This is a genomic window from Pseudomonas sp. A6 (assembly GCF_052367875.1).
Taxonomy (GTDB): Bacteria; Pseudomonadota; Gammaproteobacteria; order Pseudomonadales; family Pseudomonadaceae; genus Pseudomonas; species Pseudomonas citronellolis.
The window spans coordinates 1,318,012-1,335,298 of record NZ_CP198970.1; the positions used below are offsets into that span (position 1 = coordinate 1,318,012).

Annotated in this window: 15 protein-coding genes and 1 other RNA gene; 14 read left to right on the plus strand and 2 right to left on the minus strand. The window is 68.8% G+C overall.

From position 1 onward, the window contains the following. Positions 1–25: 25 nt before the first annotated feature. On the minus strand, positions 26–406 hold the full coding sequence (locus tag ACTWJ5_RS06000; protein ID WP_043272367.1) for a YraN family protein: 381 nt from the start codon (positions 404–406) through the stop codon (positions 26–28). Beyond that, complete coding sequence (locus ACTWJ5_RS06005; protein WP_444439541.1) at positions 403–2,217, minus strand: penicillin-binding protein activator; 1,815 nt, start codon at positions 2,215–2,217, stop codon at positions 403–405. The genes ACTWJ5_RS06000 and ACTWJ5_RS06005 overlap by 4 nt, the downstream gene beginning before the upstream one ends. Before the next feature lie 129 nt (positions 2,218–2,346). Between ACTWJ5_RS06005 and rsmI the strand changes: the two genes are divergently transcribed. The 14 genes from rsmI to ACTWJ5_RS06075 all read left to right on the plus strand — a co-directional run bounded on the left by rsmI (position 2,347) and on the right by ACTWJ5_RS06075 (position 17,285). Beyond that, a complete protein-coding gene (gene rsmI / locus ACTWJ5_RS06010) occupies positions 2,347–3,189 on the plus strand; it encodes a 16S rRNA (cytidine(1402)-2'-O)-methyltransferase (protein ID WP_074977756.1) in 843 nt (280 codons plus the stop codon). Between the two features lie 88 nt (positions 3,190–3,277). Beyond that, positions 3,278–3,630, plus strand: an RNA gene (gene rnpB / locus ACTWJ5_RS06015) — RNase P RNA component class A. 308 nt (positions 3,631–3,938) lie between these two features. Continuing rightward, positions 3,939–4,394, plus strand: a complete 456-nt coding sequence (mraZ, locus tag ACTWJ5_RS06020; protein ID WP_043272369.1) for a division/cell wall cluster transcriptional repressor MraZ — start codon at positions 3,939–3,941, stop codon at positions 4,392–4,394. A gap of 8 nt (positions 4,395–4,402) precedes the next feature. Beyond that, on the plus strand, positions 4,403–5,344 hold the full coding sequence (gene rsmH, locus ACTWJ5_RS06025; protein WP_444437771.1) for a 16S rRNA (cytosine(1402)-N(4))-methyltransferase RsmH: 942 nt from the start codon (positions 4,403–4,405) through the stop codon (positions 5,342–5,344). Beyond that, positions 5,341–5,634: a cell division protein FtsL gene (ftsL, locus tag ACTWJ5_RS06030; RefSeq protein WP_074977759.1), complete on the plus strand. Its 294-nt coding sequence runs from the start codon at positions 5,341–5,343 to the stop codon at positions 5,632–5,634. Before rsmH ends, ftsL begins: the two co-directional genes overlap by 4 nt. Next, a complete protein-coding gene (locus ACTWJ5_RS06035) occupies positions 5,631–7,376 on the plus strand; it encodes a peptidoglycan D,D-transpeptidase FtsI family protein (protein WP_253391838.1) in 1,746 nt (581 codons plus the stop codon). Before ftsL ends, ACTWJ5_RS06035 begins: the two co-directional genes overlap by 4 nt. After that, positions 7,376–8,842, plus strand: a complete 1,467-nt coding sequence (locus ACTWJ5_RS06040) for a UDP-N-acetylmuramoyl-L-alanyl-D-glutamate--2,6-diaminopimelate ligase (protein WP_444437774.1) — start codon at positions 7,376–7,378, stop codon at positions 8,840–8,842. The genes ACTWJ5_RS06035 and ACTWJ5_RS06040 overlap by 1 nt, the downstream gene beginning before the upstream one ends. Beyond that, complete coding sequence (locus tag ACTWJ5_RS06045; RefSeq protein ID WP_444437776.1) at positions 8,835–10,199, plus strand: UDP-N-acetylmuramoyl-tripeptide--D-alanyl-D-alanine ligase; 1,365 nt, start codon at positions 8,835–8,837, stop codon at positions 10,197–10,199. Before ACTWJ5_RS06040 ends, ACTWJ5_RS06045 begins: the two co-directional genes overlap by 8 nt. After that, positions 10,199–11,281 carry a phospho-N-acetylmuramoyl-pentapeptide-transferase gene (gene mraY, locus ACTWJ5_RS06050; RefSeq protein WP_009617910.1) on the plus strand — a complete coding sequence of 361 codons (1,083 nt, stop codon included), beginning with the start codon at positions 10,199–10,201 and terminating at the stop codon, positions 11,279–11,281. The genes ACTWJ5_RS06045 and mraY overlap by 1 nt, the downstream gene beginning before the upstream one ends. 13 nt (positions 11,282–11,294) lie before the next feature. After that, the gene (gene murD, locus ACTWJ5_RS06055) at positions 11,295–12,641 is read left to right on the plus strand and encodes a UDP-N-acetylmuramoyl-L-alanine--D-glutamate ligase (protein WP_444437779.1); all 1,347 of its coding nucleotides are present in this window, start codon (positions 11,295–11,297) and stop codon (positions 12,639–12,641) included. Then, positions 12,641–13,840, plus strand: coding sequence for a putative lipid II flippase FtsW (gene ftsW, locus ACTWJ5_RS06060; protein ID WP_043272374.1), 1,200 nt, complete (start codon positions 12,641–12,643; stop codon positions 13,838–13,840). The genes murD and ftsW overlap by 1 nt, the downstream gene beginning before the upstream one ends. Further along, positions 13,830–14,903 carry an undecaprenyldiphospho-muramoylpentapeptide beta-N-acetylglucosaminyltransferase gene (murG, locus tag ACTWJ5_RS06065; RefSeq protein ID WP_249917733.1) on the plus strand — a complete coding sequence of 358 codons (1,074 nt, stop codon included), beginning with the start codon at positions 13,830–13,832 and terminating at the stop codon, positions 14,901–14,903. Before ftsW ends, murG begins: the two co-directional genes overlap by 11 nt. Continuing rightward, positions 14,896–16,338, plus strand: a complete 1,443-nt coding sequence (gene murC / locus ACTWJ5_RS06070) for a UDP-N-acetylmuramate--L-alanine ligase (protein ID WP_074977777.1) — start codon at positions 14,896–14,898, stop codon at positions 16,336–16,338. The genes murG and murC overlap by 8 nt, the downstream gene beginning before the upstream one ends. Next, positions 16,338–17,285, plus strand: coding sequence for a D-alanine--D-alanine ligase (locus ACTWJ5_RS06075; RefSeq protein WP_444437783.1), 948 nt, complete (start codon positions 16,338–16,340; stop codon positions 17,283–17,285). Before murC ends, ACTWJ5_RS06075 begins: the two co-directional genes overlap by 1 nt. Positions 17,286–17,287: the final 2 nt, after the last annotated feature.

Below are 17,287 nucleotides of genomic sequence, written 5' to 3' on the forward strand. Positions count from 1 at the left end.
GTGTGACCTTTCGTCGAGCGTCTGATCAGGTGTCAAAGGCGTTGGTGATCCAGTTCAGTTGAGCGGGTGGGGTTCCCGCGGAGGGCTGCACCGCTATTACGTCGAACCGGCAAGGGTGCCGGGACCAGCGGGCTTCCTGTTGCAGAAAATGTTCGGCGGCGGCGATCAGCCGCTGGCGCTTGTGCGCGTCCACGCTTTCCAGGGCGCCGCCCCAGGCCTGGTGCCGGCGGCAGCGAACTTCGACGAATACTACTGTATCGCCGTCCAGCATGACCAGATCGAGCTCGCCGCGGCGGCACCGCCAGTTCTGCGCCAGCAGGCGCAGGCCCTGGCGCTGCAGGTGCTCGCGGGCGAGCTGCTCGGCGCGGCGCCCGAGTTCCTGCGAGTCGCCGCGCCGTCCGCTCAAAGGCCGCCGTTCTCCAGCGGCTGTGCCCGGCCATTGCGGAACTCCGCCCAGGGCAGCTGGCGCTGGATGCGCTGGTTGGGCGCCAGGCTCAGGTTGCCGGTGAAGCCGTCGAGCTGCATGCTCGGCAGGGCCTTGAGTTCCGGCAGGCGCGGCGCCAGGCGGTAGGCGTCGGCGCCCATGGCGTAGAGGCGGCCGAGGCTGCTGGCGGCCTGCGGCCACTGGGCCACGACCTGCTGGCGCAGCGGGTTGCCGGTCTGCAGCAGCCAGGGCGTCTCGCAGAAACGGATGCCGTTGAGGTCCTGGTCCTGCGCCGGGTTGTTCTGCCCGGTGTAGAGGTTGGAGGTGGCGTAGACCGGCAGGTCGCCGGCGTACTGGAAGGCCAGGGTCGGCTTGATCTGGCGCGCCTGTTGCGGGGTCGAGGCGAGGAAGATGAAGTCGATGTCCTGGCGCCGCGAGGGCTGGGTGTCGACGTTGCTGTCGAGAACGCCCTGCAGGCGCTTGGCGCGGCCTTCGCTCTGGCGCAGCTGGAGCAGGTCGGCGATCTGCTGGGCCAGCTCCACCGGCTGGTCGACGTGCTCGGCGGCGATCAGGGTGCCGCCGCGGGCCTGCCAGTCACGGCTGAAGGCGGCCAGCACGCGGTCGCCCCAGTCGCCGCGCGGCACCAGCGCCACGGCGCGGCGCTGGCCGTCGTCCCAGGCCTTGCGGGCCACTTCGCGGGCCTCGTCCTCGGCCGACAGGCCGAACTGGAACAGTTGGGCCGGGCCGGTCTGGGCGCTGTCGGTGTAGTTCAGGGCCAGGGTGGTGATGGGCAACTGCGGGCGATCGCCGAGCTGCTTGACCAGCGGCTTCTCCAGCGGGCCGACCACCAGTTGCACGCCGTCGGCCTGGGCCTGGCGGTAGAAGTCGTCCAGCGAGCGCACCTGGCTGCTGTCGTAGAGCTGGATGGACGGTTGCTGGCTGCCGCTCTGCTGGGCCTGGTAGTAGGCGGCCATGAAGCCGTCCTGCAGGGCGCGGGCGACGCCGGCCAACTGGCCCTGCTGGGGCAGCAGCAGGCCGATCTTGTTCAGCGGCTGGGCGGCCAGCGACTTGAGCTTCTCCAGGGCGTCCGGCAGTTGCTTGGCCGCCGGGTGCTGCGGGTTCTGCTGGCGCCAGGTGTCGATGTTGGCCTGCTGCTCCTGCAGGGTCGAGGCGCTCTTCACCACGCGGGCCAGCTCCATCCAGCCGTTCAGGTCGCCTTCGTTGGCCACGGGTTGCAGCTGCTCCACCGGCAGGCTGGAGACCAGGCCCCAGATGGCCTCGTGGTTGGCCTTGCTGGCCTCGGCGTTGAGCAGCGGGTCGACGAACACGCGTTCGCGGGCGGCGGTCAGGGCCTGGCCGTCGGCGGCCAGGGCCTGGGCCTTGACCAGGCCGCTGCGCGCCTGCTGTTCCACCGGCAGTTCGCCCAGGTGGGTGAAGCTGGGGCGGTCGAAGGCCTTGAGGGCGGCCTTGGGCTTGTTGCGGGCCAGGGCGATCTGCGCATCCAGGGTGCTGGCGAAGATCTGCTGCGCCGGCTTCAGGCTATCCATCGGGATCTGCTCGAGTATCTGCGCGGCGCGGCCGACGTCCTTCTGCTGGTAGGCCAGGTCGGCGGCCGACAGCTTGAGCAGCACGGCTTCCTCGGGCTTGGCGGTGGCGGCCTGCTGCAGCAGTTGCTCGATGCTGGCGTTCGGGGTGCGCGGCAGTTCGCCGAGGTTGGAAGAGGGCGAACTGGCGCAGGCGGCCAGCAGGGTGGCCAGGCACAGGGCGGAAAGCAGACGCAGTCGAGCGATCATCATCGGGCTTCTCGTGGCGCATTCAAAAAGAGTCGGCAATTGTACCCAAGGCGGCTGGCCGAGGCGATGGCGGGCGCCGGAAACGGGATACAATGGGGAATTTTCCGGTTCGGGCTTAAGGAGTGCTGCGTGTCCCTCGGTACCTTGTATGTGGTGGCTACGCCCATCGGCAACCTCGACGACATCAGCGCCCGCGCCCAGCGCACCCTGCGCGAGGTGGCCCTCATCGCCGCCGAGGACACCCGCCATTCGATCCGCCTGCTGCAGCACTTCGGCATCGAGACGCCGCTGGCCGCCTGCCACGAGCACAACGAGCGCGAGCAGGGCGGGCGCTTCATCACCCGCCTGCTGGCGGGGGACGACGTGGCGCTGGTGTCCGACGCCGGCACGCCGCTGATTTCCGACCCCGGCTACCACCTGGTGCGCCAGGCGCGCGCCGCGGGTATCCGGGTGGTCCCGGTGCCGGGGGCCTGCGCGCTGATCGCCGGGTTGTCGGCGGCGGGCCTGCCGTCGGACCGCTTCGTCTTCGAAGGGTTCCTGCCGGCGAAGACCGCCGGGCGCAAGGCGCGCCTGGAGGCGCTGCGCGAGGAGCCGCGCACGCTGATCTTCTACGAGGCGCCGCACCGCATCCTGGAGTGCATCCAGGACATGGCCGAGGTGTTCGGCGAGGCGCGCCAGGCGGTGCTGGCCCGCGAGTTGACCAAGACCTTCGAGACCCTCAAGGGCCTGCCCCTGGGTGAACTGCGCGACTGGGTGGCGGCGGACGCCAACCAGCAGCGCGGCGAGTGCGTGCTGCTGCTGGCCGGCTGGGAGGCGCCTGAGGAAGAGGGCATCGACGCCGAATCGCTGCGGGTGCTCGATCTGCTGCTGGCGGAGCTGCCGGTCAAGCGCGCGGCGGCGCTGGCGGCGGAGATCACCGGTGTGCGCAAGAACCTGCTGTACCAGGCGGCGCTGGAGCGCAAGGCGGACTGAGGCATTGGTTCGCGAATCCAAGACCTTCGTACCAGGCTGGCGGATTGCCCTTGCGGCAGGTCGCCGCTGTCGCTAACCTTGGCGGCGGAGAGTCGATTGGACAGTCGCTGCTCCGTGGTTCGCCACGGGGGGGAGGAAAGTCCGGGCTCCATAGGGCAGAGTGCCAGGTAACGCCTGGGAGGCGCGAGCCTACGGAAAGTGCCACAGAAAATAACCGCCTAAGCGCTACAGCGCCGGTAAGGGTGAAAAGGTGCGGTAAGAGCGCACCGCACGGCTGGCAACAGTGCGTGGCTAGGTAAACCCCACTCGGAGCAAGACCAAATAGGAATCCGTTGCGTGGCCCGCGCTGGATTCGGGTAGGTCGCTTGAGGCGTTCAGTGATGGACGTCCCAGAGGAATGGCTGTCCTCGACAGAACCCGGCTTACAGATCGACTCTCTCCTCTTTTCCCACTTCTTCCCACAACGACCATTTGTCGCGCGATGGAAGAAGCATAAATCTTAAGAAGTTGCTTTAAGTAGAAAAGCCCAGTGTTTTGAAAACACTGGGCTTTTTGCCTTTCAAGGTGGCGTCAAAAACACTGCGAAACCTCTTAAAAGCACGCTAAATCTCCGTCCTATAAGGATTTTTCCCTCCAGCCTCGCCTTGACGGTGGGGAGCGCGCATTTCTATAGTGTGCGCAAGTGGTATGAAGTGGGTAAAAGTGGGATCAATTGGCAAGGAAAGCCAACCACCGGGGGAAACGCTGACGTGTTTCGCGGAGCTAACGCCATCAGTCTCGACGCCAAAGGGCGCCTCGCGATGCCGAGTCGGTATCGTGACGAGCTCGTTTCGCGTTGCAATGGCCAGCTCATCGTCACCATCGATGCCGTCGACCCCTGCCTGACCGTCTACCCCTTGCCCGAATGGGAAATCATCGAAGCCAAGCTCCGCGAGCTGCCCTCGCTGCGTGAAGAGACGCGGCGCCTGCAGCGTTTGCTGATCGGCAACGCGGTGGACCTGGAACTGGATGGCAACGGGCGTTTCCTGGTGCCGCCGCGGCTGCGCGAGTACGCCAAGCTGGACAAGCGGGCGATGCTCGTCGGCCAGTTGAACAAGTTCCAGCTGTGGGACGAAGACAAGTGGAATGCGGTGGCAGAGGCCGATCTCGCCGCCATCAAGGAACCCGGCGGACTGCCGGACGAACTACGCGACCTTATTTTGTGAGCCTGCCTGTGAACGCCACCTACCAACACATCACCGTACTGCTCGAGGAGGCCGTCGAAGCGCTGGCCCCAAGGGCGGGCGGCTGCTATGTGGACGGTACCTTCGGCAGAGGAGGGCATAGCCGGGCCTTGCTTGGCAGGCTGGACCCGGGCGGGCGGTTGCTCGGGTTCGACAAGGACCCCCAGGCGATAGCCACGGGTCAAGCACTGGCGGCCGAAGATGGCCGCTTCGTCGTTGTACAAAGGTCGTTCGCCGAGATGGGCGAAGAGCTGGCCGCGCGCGGCCTGACCGGCCATGTCGACGGCGTTCTGCTGGACCTGGGCGTGTCCTCGCCGCAGCTGGACGACCCCGAGCGCGGCTTCAGTTTCCTCAACGACGGCCCGCTGGACATGCGCATGGACCCCAGTCGCGGCGTCAGCGCCGCCCAGTGGATCGCTAGCGCCGCCGAGGACGAGATCGCCCAGGTGTTCAAGGAATACGGCGAGGAGCGCTTCGCCAAGCGCATGGCCCGTGCCATCGTGCAGCGCCGGGCGGAGAAACCCTTCGAGCGCACCGCCGACCTGGCCGCCGTGATCACCGAGGCCAATCCGGCCTGGGAAAAGGGCAAGAACCCGGCCACCCGGGCCTTCCAGGGCCTGCGCATCCATGTCAACAACGAACTGGGCGACCTCGAGCGCGGCCTGGACGCCGCCCTGGAGGCGCTGGCCGTGGGCGGCTGCCTGGTGGTGATCAGCTTCCACTCCCTGGAAGACCGCATCGTCAAGCAGTTCATGCGCAAGCACGCCAAGGGCGAGGCGGACAACCTGCCGCGCGACCTGCCGATCCGCGCCAAGGCCTTCGAGCCGCGCCTGAAGCTGCTGGGCAAGCCGCAGTACGCTTCCGAGGCCGAGCTCAAGGCCAACCCGCGCTCGCGCAGCGCGGTGATGCGCGTGGCGGAGAAGCTGCGATGAGCCGCCTGTTCGCCAAGCGCCTGCCCACCGGTAGCTTCATCATGCTGCTGCTGTTCATCGGCCTGCTGCTGTCGGCTATTTCCGTGGCCTACAGCGCCTACTGGAACCGCCAGCTGCTGAACACCCTGTACACCGAGCTGAGCGTGCGCGACAAGGCGCAGGCCGAGTACGGCCGGCTGGTCCTGGAGCAGAGCACCTGGACCGCCTACAACCGCATCGAGACCCTGGCCACCGGCCAACTGAAGATGCGCGTGCCGGACCCGGCGGAAATCATCATGGTGGCGCCATGAAGAACCTCAACGGCGCGCTCTACCCCTGGCGTTTCCGCGTCGCCGTCGGCCTGCTGCTGGTGATGGTGTCGGCCATCGTCTGGCGCATCGTCGACCTGCACGTGATCGACCACGACTTCCTCCAGGAGCAGGGCGACGCGCGCAGCGTGCGGCACATCTCCATTCCGGCCCACCGCGGGCAGATCACCGATCGCAACGGCGAGCCGCTGGCGGTGAGTACCCCGGTCGCCACTCTCTGGGCCAACCCCAAGGAGCTGGTCCTCGAACGCGACAAGTGGCCGATCCTGGCCCACGCCCTGGGGATCAACCGCGATGCGCTGAGCGCACGGCTGGAGCAGATGGCCGACAAGGAATTCATCTACCTGGTCCGAGGGCTGACGCCCGAGCAGGGCGAGGCGGTGATGGCCGAGGTCAAGGCCAACAGGATTCCCGGCGTCTACTCCATCGAGGAGTTTCGTCGTTTCTACCCGGCCGGCGACGTCACCGCCCAGGTGGTCGGCTTCACCGACGTGGACGACCGCGGCCGCGAGGGCGTCGAGCTGTCCTACGACAGCTGGCTGGCCGGCGTGCCGGGCAAGCGCCAGGTGCTCAAGGACCGCCGCGGCCACCTGATCCGCGACCTGCAGGTCACGCGCAACGCCAAGGCCGGCAAGACCCTGGCGCTGTCCATCGACCTGCGCCTGCAGTACCTGGCCAACCGCGAGCTGCGCAACGCCATCGTCGAGAACGGCGCCAAGGCCGGCAGCCTGGTGATCCTCGACGTGAAGACCGGCGAGGTCCTGGCCATGGCCAACCAGCCGACCTACAACCCGAACAACCGCCGTGACATGCAGCCGGAGATGATGCGCAACCGCGCCATGATCGACGTCTTCGAGCCGGGCTCGACCATGAAGCCGTTCTCCATGAGCGCGGCCCTGGAAACCGGACGCTGGAAGCCCAGCGACACCGTCGAGGTCTACCCGGGCACCCTGCAGATCGGCCGCTACACCATCCGCGACGTGTCGCGCACCGAAGGCCCGGTGCTGGACCTCACCGGCATCCTCATCCGTTCCAGCAACGTGGGCATGAGCAAGGTCGCCTTCGACATCGGCGGCGAGGCCATCTACCAGCTGATGCAGAAGGTCGGCCTGGGCCAGGACACCGGGCTGGGCTTCCCCGGCGAGCGCGTCGGCAACCTGCCCAACTACCGCGAGTGGCGCAAGGCCGAGACCGCGACCCTGTCCTACGGCTACGGCCTGTCGGTCACCGCCATCCAGCTGGCCCACGCCTACGCGGCCCTGGCCAACAACGGCCAGACGGTGCCGCTGACCATGGTCCGCGCCGACCGCCAGCCGACCGCCAGCCAGGTGATCCCGGAGCCGGTCGCCAAGACCATGCAGGGCATGCTGCAGCAGGTGGTCGAGGCGCCGAACGGCGTCTATCGCGCCCAGGTCCCCGGCTATCATGTGGCCGGCAAGTCCGGTACCGCGCGCAAGACCCAGACCGGCGCCAAGGGCTACGCCGAGAATTCCTACCGCTCGCTGTTCGCCGGCTTCGGGCCGATGAGCAACCCGCGTTTCGTGGTCGTCGTGGTGATCGATGAACCCAGCAAGGCCGGCTACTTCGGTGGCCTGGTCTCGGCCCCGGTGTTCAGCAAGGTGATGTCCGGCACGCTGCGCTTGATGAACATTCCGCCAGACAACCTGCAGACGACCCCGCAGCAGCAAGCCGATGCTGCGCCCACGAAAGGAGGGCGTGGCTGATGCCGATGAGCCTTAACCAACTGCTGCCGCAGGCCGAAGCCGGCGTGCTGATCCGCGAGCTGACCCTGGACAGCCGCGCGATCAAGCCGGGCGACCTGTTCCTGGCCATTCCCGGCGCCCAGCATGACGGCCGCGCGCACATCGCCGACGCCGTCGCCCGTGGCGCCGCCGCCATCGCCTACGAAGCCGAGGGCGCGTCCGTCGCGCCCATCGGCGATACGCCGCTGGTCGCCATCAAGGGCCTGGCCGCGCAGCTGTCGGCCATCGCCGGGCGTTTCTACGGCGAGCCCAGCCGCGGCGTCGAGCTGATCGGCGTCACCGGCACCAACGGCAAGACCAGCGTCAGCCAACTGCTGGCCCAGGCCCTGGACCTGCTCGGCCAGCGCTGCGGCATCGTCGGCACCCTCGGCAACGGTTTCCACGGCGCCCTGGAAAGCGGCAAGCACACCACGCCCGACGCCCTGGCCCTGCAGGCCACCCTGGCGCGGCTGAAACAGGCCGGCGCGCGCGCCGTGGCCATGGAAGTGTCCTCCCATGGCCTGGAGCAGGGCCGCGTGGCCGCCCTCGAATTCGACGTCGCGGTGTTCACCAACCTGTCCCGCGACCATCTCGACTACCACGGCACCATGGAAGCCTATGGCGCCGCCAAGGCCCGGCTGTTCGCCTGGCCGGGCCTGAAGTGCCGGGTGATCAACCTGGACGACGCCTTCGGCCGCCAACTGGCCGGCCAGGCCCATGAATCGCGCCTGATGGGCTACAGCCTGGAAGACGCCAGCGCTTTCCTCTATTGCCGCGAGGCGCGCTTCAGCGACGCCGGCGTCGAGGCCCTGCTGGTCACGCCCAAGGGCGAAGGCGTGCTGCGCAGCTCGCTGCTCGGCCGCTTCAACCTGAGCAACCTGCTGGCGGTAGTCGGCGCGCTGCTCGGCCTGGACTACCCGCTGGGCGACATCCTCAAGCTGCTGCCGCAGCTGCAAGGCCCGGTGGGCCGCGTGCAGCGCCTGGGCGGCGGCGACAAGCCGCTGGTGGTGGTGGACTACGCCCACACCCCCGATGCCCTGGAAAAGGTCCTGCTGGCGCTGCGTCCGCACGCCCACGGCAAGCTGCTGTGCCTGTTCGGCTGCGGCGGCGACCGCGACCGCGGCAAGCGCCCGATCATGGCCCAGGTGGCCGAACAGCATGCCGACGGCGTGCTGGTGACCGACGACAACCCGCGCAGCGAAGACAGCGCGCGGATCATCGACGACATCCGCGCCGGTTTCGCCAGGCCCGAGGCCGTGCGCTTCGTGCCGGGCCGCGGTCTGGCCATCGCCCAACTGATCGCCGGCGCGAGCGCCGACGACGTGGTGCTGCTGGCCGGCAAGGGCCATGAGGATTACCAGGAGATCGCCGGCGTCCGCCATCCGTTCTCCGATCTGCAAGAAGCCGCCAAGGCGCTGGCTGCCTGGGAGGTGAAGAAAGATGCTTAAGCCGCTGCTGCTCAGTGAAGTCGCCGCTGCCCTGGAGGGCTGCGTGCTGGGCGCCGACGTCGCCTTCGACGCGGTGAGCACCGACAGCCGCGCCATCGAGGCCGGCCAACTGTTCGTCGCCCTCAGTGGGCCGCGCTTCGACGGCCACGACTACCTCGCCGAGGTCGCCGCCAAGGGCGCCGTCGCCGCCCTGGTACAGCGCGAAGTGGCGGATGCGCCGCTGCCGCAACTGCTGGTGGCCGACACCCGCGAGGCCCTCGGCCGCCTCGGCGCGCTGAACCGCGCCGGCTTCACCGGCAAGGTGGCGGCGGTGACCGGCTCCAGCGGCAAGACCACGGTCAAGGAGATGCTCGCCAGCATCCTGCGTACCCAGGGCGAAGTCCTGGCCACCCGCGGCAACCTGAACAACGACCTGGGCGCGCCCCTGACCCTGCTGCAGATCGGCCCGCAGCACGCCAGCGCGGTGATCGAGCTGGGCGCCTCGCGCGTCGGCGAGATCGCCTACACCGTCGGCCTGACGCGCCCGCAGGTGGCCATCATCACCAACGCCGGCACCGCCCACGTCGGCGAGTTCGGCGGCCAGGACAAGATCGTCCAGGCCAAGGGGGAGATCCTCGAAGGGCTCGGCGACACCGGCACTGCCGTGCTGAACCTCGACGACCGCGCCTTCGACACCTGGAAGAAGCGCAATGGCGAACGCCGCGTGTTGAGTTTCGCGCTGAACAAAACCAGCGCCGATTTCCGTGCCCGCGACCTGCAGCGCGACGCCCGCGGCTGCGTCGGCTTCACCTTGCTGGGGCTGGCCGGCGAGGCGCGCATCCAGCTCAACCTGCTGGGCGAGCACAACGTCGCCAACGCCCTGGCCGCCGTGGCTGCGGCCCACGCCCTCGGCGTGCCGCTGGTCGGGATCGTCCAGGGGCTGGAGCAACTGCAGCCGGTCAAGGGGCGCGCGGTAGCCCAGCTGGCGACGAACGGCATGCGGGTGATCGACGACAGCTACAACGCCAATCCGGCGTCAATCTGCGCGGCCATTGATATACTCGCCGGCTTTTCCGGCCGGACCGTCCTGGTCCTCGGGGACATGGGCGAACTGGGCGCCTGGGCCGAGGCCGCGCACCGCGAGGTGGGCGCCTACGCCGCGGGCAAGGTCGGTGCGCTCTATGCCGTGGGGCCGCTGATGCGCAACGCCGTCGAGGCATTCGGCGCGGCGGGCCGGCACTTCGCCGACCAGGCCAGCCTGATCCAGGCCCTGGCCGGCGAACCCTCCACCACCACCATTCTGATCAAGGGCTCGCGCAGCGCGGCGATGGACAAGGTCGTCGCGGCGCTGTGCGCGTCCCCCGAGGAGAAACATTAATGCTGCTGCTGCTCGCCGAGTACCTGCAACAGTTCTACAAGGGCTTCGGCGTCTTCCAGTACCTGACCCTGCGCGGCATCCTCAGCGTGCTGACCGCGCTCGCCCTGTCGCTGTGGCTGGGCCCGTGGATGATCCGCACCCTGCAGATCCGCCAGATCGGCCAGGCCGTGCGCAACGACGGGCCGCAGTCGCACCTGTCGAAGAAGGGCACCCCGACCATGGGCGGCGCCCTGATCCTCACCGCCATCGCCATCAGCACCCTGCTCTGGGCCGACTGGTCGAACCGTTACGTCTGGGTGGTGCTGGCCGTGACCCTGCTGTTCGGCGCCATCGGCTGGGTCGACGACTACCGCAAGGTGATCGAGAAGAACTCCCGCGGCCTGCCGAGCCGCTGGAAATATTTCTGGCAGTCGGTGTTCGGCCTGGGCGCCGCGGTCTTCCTCTACCTGACCGCCGAGACGCCGGTCGAGACCACGCTGATCCTGCCGCTGCTGAAGAACATCGAGATTCCCCTGGGCATCTTCTTCGTGGTGCTGACCTACTTCGTCATCGTCGGCTCCAGCAACGCGGTGAACCTGACCGACGGCCTGGACGGCCTGGCGATCATGCCGACGGTGATGGTCGGCGGCGCCCTGGGCATCTTCTGCTACCTGTCGGGCAACGTGAAATTCGCCGAATACCTGCTGATCCCCAACGTGCCGGGGGCCGGCGAGCTGATCATCTTCTGCGCCGCCATCGTCGGCGCCGGGCTGGGCTTCCTGTGGTTCAACACCTACCCGGCGCAGGTCTTCATGGGCGACGTCGGCGCGCTGGCCCTGGGCGCCGCGCTGGGCACCATCGCGGTGATCGTGCGCCAGGAAATCGTGCTGTTCATCATGGGCGGGGTATTTGTCATGGAAACCCTGTCAGTGGTCATCCAGGTCGCCAGCTTCAAGCTGACCGGGAAACGGGTGTTCCGCATGGCGCCCATCCACCACCACTTCGAACTCAAGGGCTGGCCGGAGCCGCGCGTGATCGTGCGCTTCTGGATCATCACGGTGATTCTCGTGCTGATCGGCCTGGCCACGTTGAAACTGCGTTGAGGGCAGAGCGAGCATGAGCCTGATCGCTTCGGACAATTTCCGCATCGTTGTCGGCCTCGGCAAGAGCGGCATGTCGCTGGTGCGCTTCCTGGCGCGCCAGGGCGTGCCTTTCGCCGTGGCCGACACCCGCGAGAATCCGCCGGAGCTGGCCACCCTGCGCGCCCAGTACCCGCAGGTGGAAGTCCGCTGCGGCGAGCTGGACGCCGGCTTCCTCTGCCGCGCCAGCGAGCTGTACGTCAGCCCCGGCCTGTCGCTGCGCACGCCAGCGCTGGTCGAGGCCGCCGCCCGCGGTGTGCGCCTGTCCGGCGACATCGACCTGTTCGCCCGCCATGCCAGGGCGCCGATCGTCGCCATCACCGGCTCCAACGCCAAGAGCACCGTGACCACCCTGGTCGGTGAGATGGCCGTGGCGGCCGGCAAACGCGTCGCCGTGGGCGGCAACCTGGGCACCCCGGCCCTGGACCTGCTGGCCGACGACGTCGAGCTGTACGTGCTGGAGCTGTCCAGCTTCCAGCTGGAGACCTGCGAACGCCTGGGCGCCGAGGTCGCCACCTGCCTGAACGTCAGCGAAGACCACATGGACCGCTACGACGGCATGGCCGACTACCACCTGGCCAAGCACCGCATCTTCCGCGGCGCGCGCCAGGTTGTGGTGAACCGCGCCGACGCCCTGAGCCGGCCGCTGATCGCCGATAGCGTGCCGTGCTGGACCTTCGGCACCAACAAGCCCGACTTCAAGGCCTTCGGCCTGGTCGAGGAGGGCGGCGAGAAGTACCTGGCCTTCCAGTTCGAGGCGCTGATGCCGGTGCGCGAACTGAAGATCCGCGGCGCCCACAACCAATCCAACGCCCTGGCCGCCCTGGCCCTGGGCCACGCCGTGGGCCTGCCGTTCGAGCCCATGCTGCGGACCCTGCGTGAATTCGCCGGCCTGGCCCACCGTTGCCAGTGGGTCGGCGAGCGCGCCGGGGTGAGCTTCTACGACGACTCCAAGGCCACCAACGTCGGCGCCGCGCTGGCCGCCATCGAGGGCCTGGGCGCCGACATCGACGGCAAGCTGGTGCTGCTCGCCGGCGGCGACGGCAAGGGCGCCGACTTCAGCGCCCTGCGCGAGCCGGTGGCGAAGTTCTGCCGCGCAGTGGTGCTGCTCGGCCGTGATGCCGAGCTGGTCGGCGCCGCGTTGAGCGACGAGACGCCGAAGGTGCGTGTGCAGACCCTGGACGAAGCCGTGCGCAAGGCCGCCGAGCTGGCCAGGCCGGGCGATGCCGTGCTGCTGTCGCCGGCCTGCGCCAGCCTGGACATGTTCAAGAACTTCGAAGAGCGCGGCCGCCTGTTCGCCAGGGCCGTGGAGGAGATCGCCTGATGTTCTCCTTCCTGCGCCCGTACCCGTCCCCGCTGATCAGCCGCAACGGCATCGATCTGGACTTCCCGCTGCTCGCCGGTTGCCTGGCGCTGCTCGGCCTGGGTCTGGTGATGGTGACCTCGGCGTCCTCGGAAGTGGCGGCGGCGCAGTCGGGCAACCCGCTGTACTTCTCGGTGCGCCACCTGATCTACCTGGCCATCGGCTTCGTCGCCTGCGGCGTGACCATGCTGACGCCGATGGAGACCTGGCAGCGCCATAGCTGGAAGCTGCTGGGCGTGGCCTTCCTGCTGTTGGTGGCGGTGATCACCCCCGGCGTCGGCCGCGAGGTCAACGGTTCCATGCGCTGGATCGGCTTCGGCCTGTTCAACATCCAGCCCTCGGAGATCGCCAAGGTCTTCGTGGTGGTGTTCATGGCCGGCTACCTGGTGCGCCGCCAGCACGAGGTGCGCGAGAGCTGGATCGGCTTCTTCAAGCCCTTCGCCGTGCTGCTGCCGTTCGCCGGCCTGCTGCTGCGCGAGCCGGACTTCGGCGCCACCGTGGTGATGATGGGCGCCGCGGCGGCCATGCTGTTCCTCGGCGGCGTCGGCCTGTTCCGCTTCGGCCTGATGGTGGCCCTGGCGGTGGGCGCGGTGGCCCTGCTGATCTGGACGCAACCCTACCGGATGGCGCGCCTGACCAACTTCAGCGATCCCTGGGCCGACCAGTTCGGCGCCGGCTACCAGCTCAGCCAGGCGCTGATCGCCTTCGGCCGCGGCGGCTGGCTGGGCATGGGCCTGGGCAACAGCATCCAGAAGCAGTTCTACCTGCCCGAAGCGCACACCGACTTCGTCTTCGCCGTGCTGGCCGAGGAGCTGGGCATCGTCGGCGCCCTGGCCACCGTCGGCCTGTTCGTCTTCGTCGGCCTGCGCGCGCTCTACATCGGCATCTGGGCCGAGCAGGCCAAGCAGTACTTCTCCGCCTACGTGGCCTACGGCCTGGCGTTCCTGTGGATCGGCCAGTTCCTGATCAACGTCGGGGTGAACGTCGGTTTGCTGCCGACCAAGGGCCTGACCCTGCCGTTCCTCAGCTACGGCGGTTCCTCGCTGGTCATCTGCTGCGGCTGCCTGGGCATGCTGCTGCGCATCGAATGGGAGCGGCGCACCGCGGTGGGCAGCGAAGAGTACGAATTCACCGAGGAGGACTTTGCCGATGAAAGGTAACGTCCTCATCATGGCCGGCGGCACCGGCGGCCACGTGTTCCCGGCCCTGGCCTGCGCCCGCGAGTTCCAGGCCCGCGGCTACGCCGTGCATTGGCTCGGCACCCCGCGCGGCATCGAGAACGACCTGGTGCCCAAGGCTGGCCTGCCGCTGCACCTGATCAACGTCAGCGGCCTGCGCGGCAAGGGCCGCCTGGCCCTGCTGCGCGCGCCCTTCGACCTGCTCAAGTCGTTGTTCCAGGCCCTGGGCGTGGTGCGCAAGCTCAAGCCGGTCTGCGTGCTCGGCCTGGGCGGCTACGTCACCGGCCCCGGCGGCGTGGCGGCGAAGCTGAGCGGCGCGCCCCTGGTGATCCACGAACAGAACGCCGTCGCCGGCACCGCCAACCGTGGCCTGGCGCCGCTGGCCCGGCGCGTCTGCGAGGCCTTCCCGGACACCTTCCCGGCCAGCGCCAAGCGCCTGACCACCGGCAACCCGGTGCGCGCCGAGCTGTTCCTCGAGGCCGATGCCCGCGCCGATCTGGCCGGCCGCAAGGTCAACCTGCTGGTGCTGGGCGGCAGCCTGGGCGCCGAGCCGCTGAACAAGTTGCTGCCCGAGGCGCTGCGGCTGATCCCCGCCGAGCAGCGCCCGGCCATTCGCCACCAGGCCGGTCGTCAGCATGCCGAGGTCACCGCGGAGCGTTACGCCCAGGCCGGTGTCCAAGCTGACGTCGCTGCGTTCATCGGCGACATGGCCGCGGCCTACGCCTGGGCCGACCTGGTGATCTGCCGCGCCGGCGCCCTGACCGTCAGCGAGCTGACCGCCGCCGGCCTGCCGTCCTTCCTGGTGCCGCTGCCCCACGCGATCGACGACCACCAGACCCGCAATGCCGAATTCCTGGTACGGGAGGGCGCCGCCCGCCTGCTGCCGCAAAAGTCTACCGGCGCCGCCGACCTGGCCGCGCAGCTGTCCGAGGTATTGATGCATCCCGAATCCCTGAAGCAGATGGCCGCCAGCGCCCGGCGCCTGGCCATGCCCGAGGCTACCCGCACGGTAGTCGATGCCTGCCTGGAGGTGGCCCGTGGTTAAGGAACCCAACGGCATCACCCGCACCATGCGGCGCATCCGCCGCATCCACTTCGTCGGCATCGGCGGCGCGGGCATGTGCGGCATCGCCGAAGTGCTGCTGAACCTCGGCTACGAAGTGTCCGGTTCCGACCTCAAGGCCTCGGCTGTGACCGAGCGCCTGGAGAAGTTTGGCGCCCAGGTATTCATCGGCCACCGCGCGGAAAACGCCGACGGCGCCGACGTGCTGGTGGTTTCCAGCGCGGTGAACAAGGCCAACCCGGAAGTCGCCGCCGCCCTGGAGCGCCGCGTGCCGGTGGTGCCGCGCGCGGAAATGCTCGCCGAGCTGATGCGCTATCGCCACGGCATCGCCGTTGCCGGCACCCACGGCAAGACCACCACCACCAGCCTGATCGCCTCGGTGTTCGCCGCCGGTGGGCTGGACCCGACCTTCGTCATCGGCGGCCGTCTGAACGCCGCCGGCACCAACGCGCAGCTGGGCACCAGCCGCTACCTGGTGGCCGAGGCCGACGAGAGCGACGCCAGCTTCCTGCACCTGCAGCCGATGGTCGCCGTGGTCACCAACATCGACGCCGACCACATGGCCACCTACGGCGGCGACTTCAACAAGCTGAAGAAGACCTTCGTCGACTTCCTGCACAACCTGCCGTTCTACGGCTTGGCGGTGATGTGCGTGGACGATCCGGTGGTCCGCGAGATTCTCCCGCAGGTGGCGCGCCCGACCGTCACCTACGGCCTGAGCGAGGACGCCGACGTCCGCGCCATCAACATCCGCCAGGAAGGCATGCGCACCTACTTCACCGTGCTGCGCCCCGAGCGCGAGCCGCTGGACGTCTCGGTGAACATGCCCGGCCTGCACAACGTGCTGAACTCCCTGGCGACCATCGTCATCGCCACCGACGAAGGCATCTCCGACGAAGCCATCGTCCAGGGCCTGTCCGGCTTCCAGGGCGTGGGCCGGCGCTTCCAGGTCTATGGCGAGCTGCAGGTCGACGGCGGCAGCGTGATGCTGGTCGACGACTACGGCCACCACCCGCGCGAAGTCGCGGCGGTGATCAAGGCCGTGCGCGGCGGCTGGCCGGAGCGCCGCTTGGTGATGGTCTACCAGCCGCACCGCTACACCCGCACCCGCGACCTCTACGAAGACTTCGTGCAGGTGCTCGGCGAGGCCAACGTACTGCTGCTGATGGAGGTCTACCCGGCCGGCGAGGAGCCGATCCCCGGCGCCGACAGCCGCCAGCTGTGCCACAGCATCCGCCAGCGCGGCCAGCTCGACCCGATCTACCTGGAGCGTGACGGCGACCTCGCCGCGCTGCTCAAGCCGCTGCTGCGCGCCGGCGACATCCTGCTTTGCCAGGGTGCTGGCGACATCGGCGGCCTGGCCCCGGCGCTGATCAAGAACCCGATGTTCGGCGGCGACGCCCCGAGGAAGGCGTGATGAACGACGCACTCAAATCCACCCTCGAGCCCCGCGCCTTCGGCCGCGTCGCCGTGCTGTTCGGCGGCAAGAGCGCCGAGCGCGAGGTGTCGCTGAAGTCCGGCGGCATGGTCCTCAAGGCCCTGCAGGACGCCGGGGTGGACGCCTTCGGCATCGACGTGGGCGACGACCTGCTGCAGCGCCTGCTGAGCGAGAAGATCGACCGCGCCTTCATCATCCTCCACGGCCGTGGCGGCGAGGACGGCAGCATGCAGGGCCTGCTGGAAGTCGCCGGCATCCCCTACACCGGCAGCGGCGTGCTGGCTTCGGCGCTGGCCATGGACAAGCTGCGCACCAAGCGCGTGTGGCTGAGCCTGGGCCTGCCGACGCCGGCCTACGCGGTGCTGGCCAGCGCGGACGACTGCCGCCGCGCCGCGACGGAACTGGGCTTCCCGCTGATCGTCAAACCGGCCCATGAAGGCTCCAGCATCGGCATGGCCAAGGTCGACGGCGTGGACGCGCTGATCGCCGCCTGGCGCAGCGCCGCCGAATACGACTCGCAAGTGCTGGTCGAGCAGTGGATCAGCGGCCCCGAATTCACCGTGGCCACCCTGCGCGGCCAGGTGCTGCCGGCCATCGGCCTGGGCACCCCGCACAGCTTCTACGACTACGACGCCAAGTACCTGGCCAGCGACACCCAGTACCGCATCCCCTGCGGCCTGAGCCCCGAGAAGGAGCGCGAGCTGCAGGGCCTGTGCGCCCGCGCCTGCGAGGCGCTGGGCATCCAGGGCTGGGGGCGGACCGACGTGATGCAGGACGCCGAGGGGCGTTTCTGGCTGCTCGAAGTCAACACCGCACCGGGCATGACCGACCACAGCCTGGTGCCCATGGCCGCGCGCGCGGCCGGCCTGGATTTCCAGCAACTGGTGCTGGCGATCCTCGCCGACAGCGTCGAGGCAAGGGGGTAAGA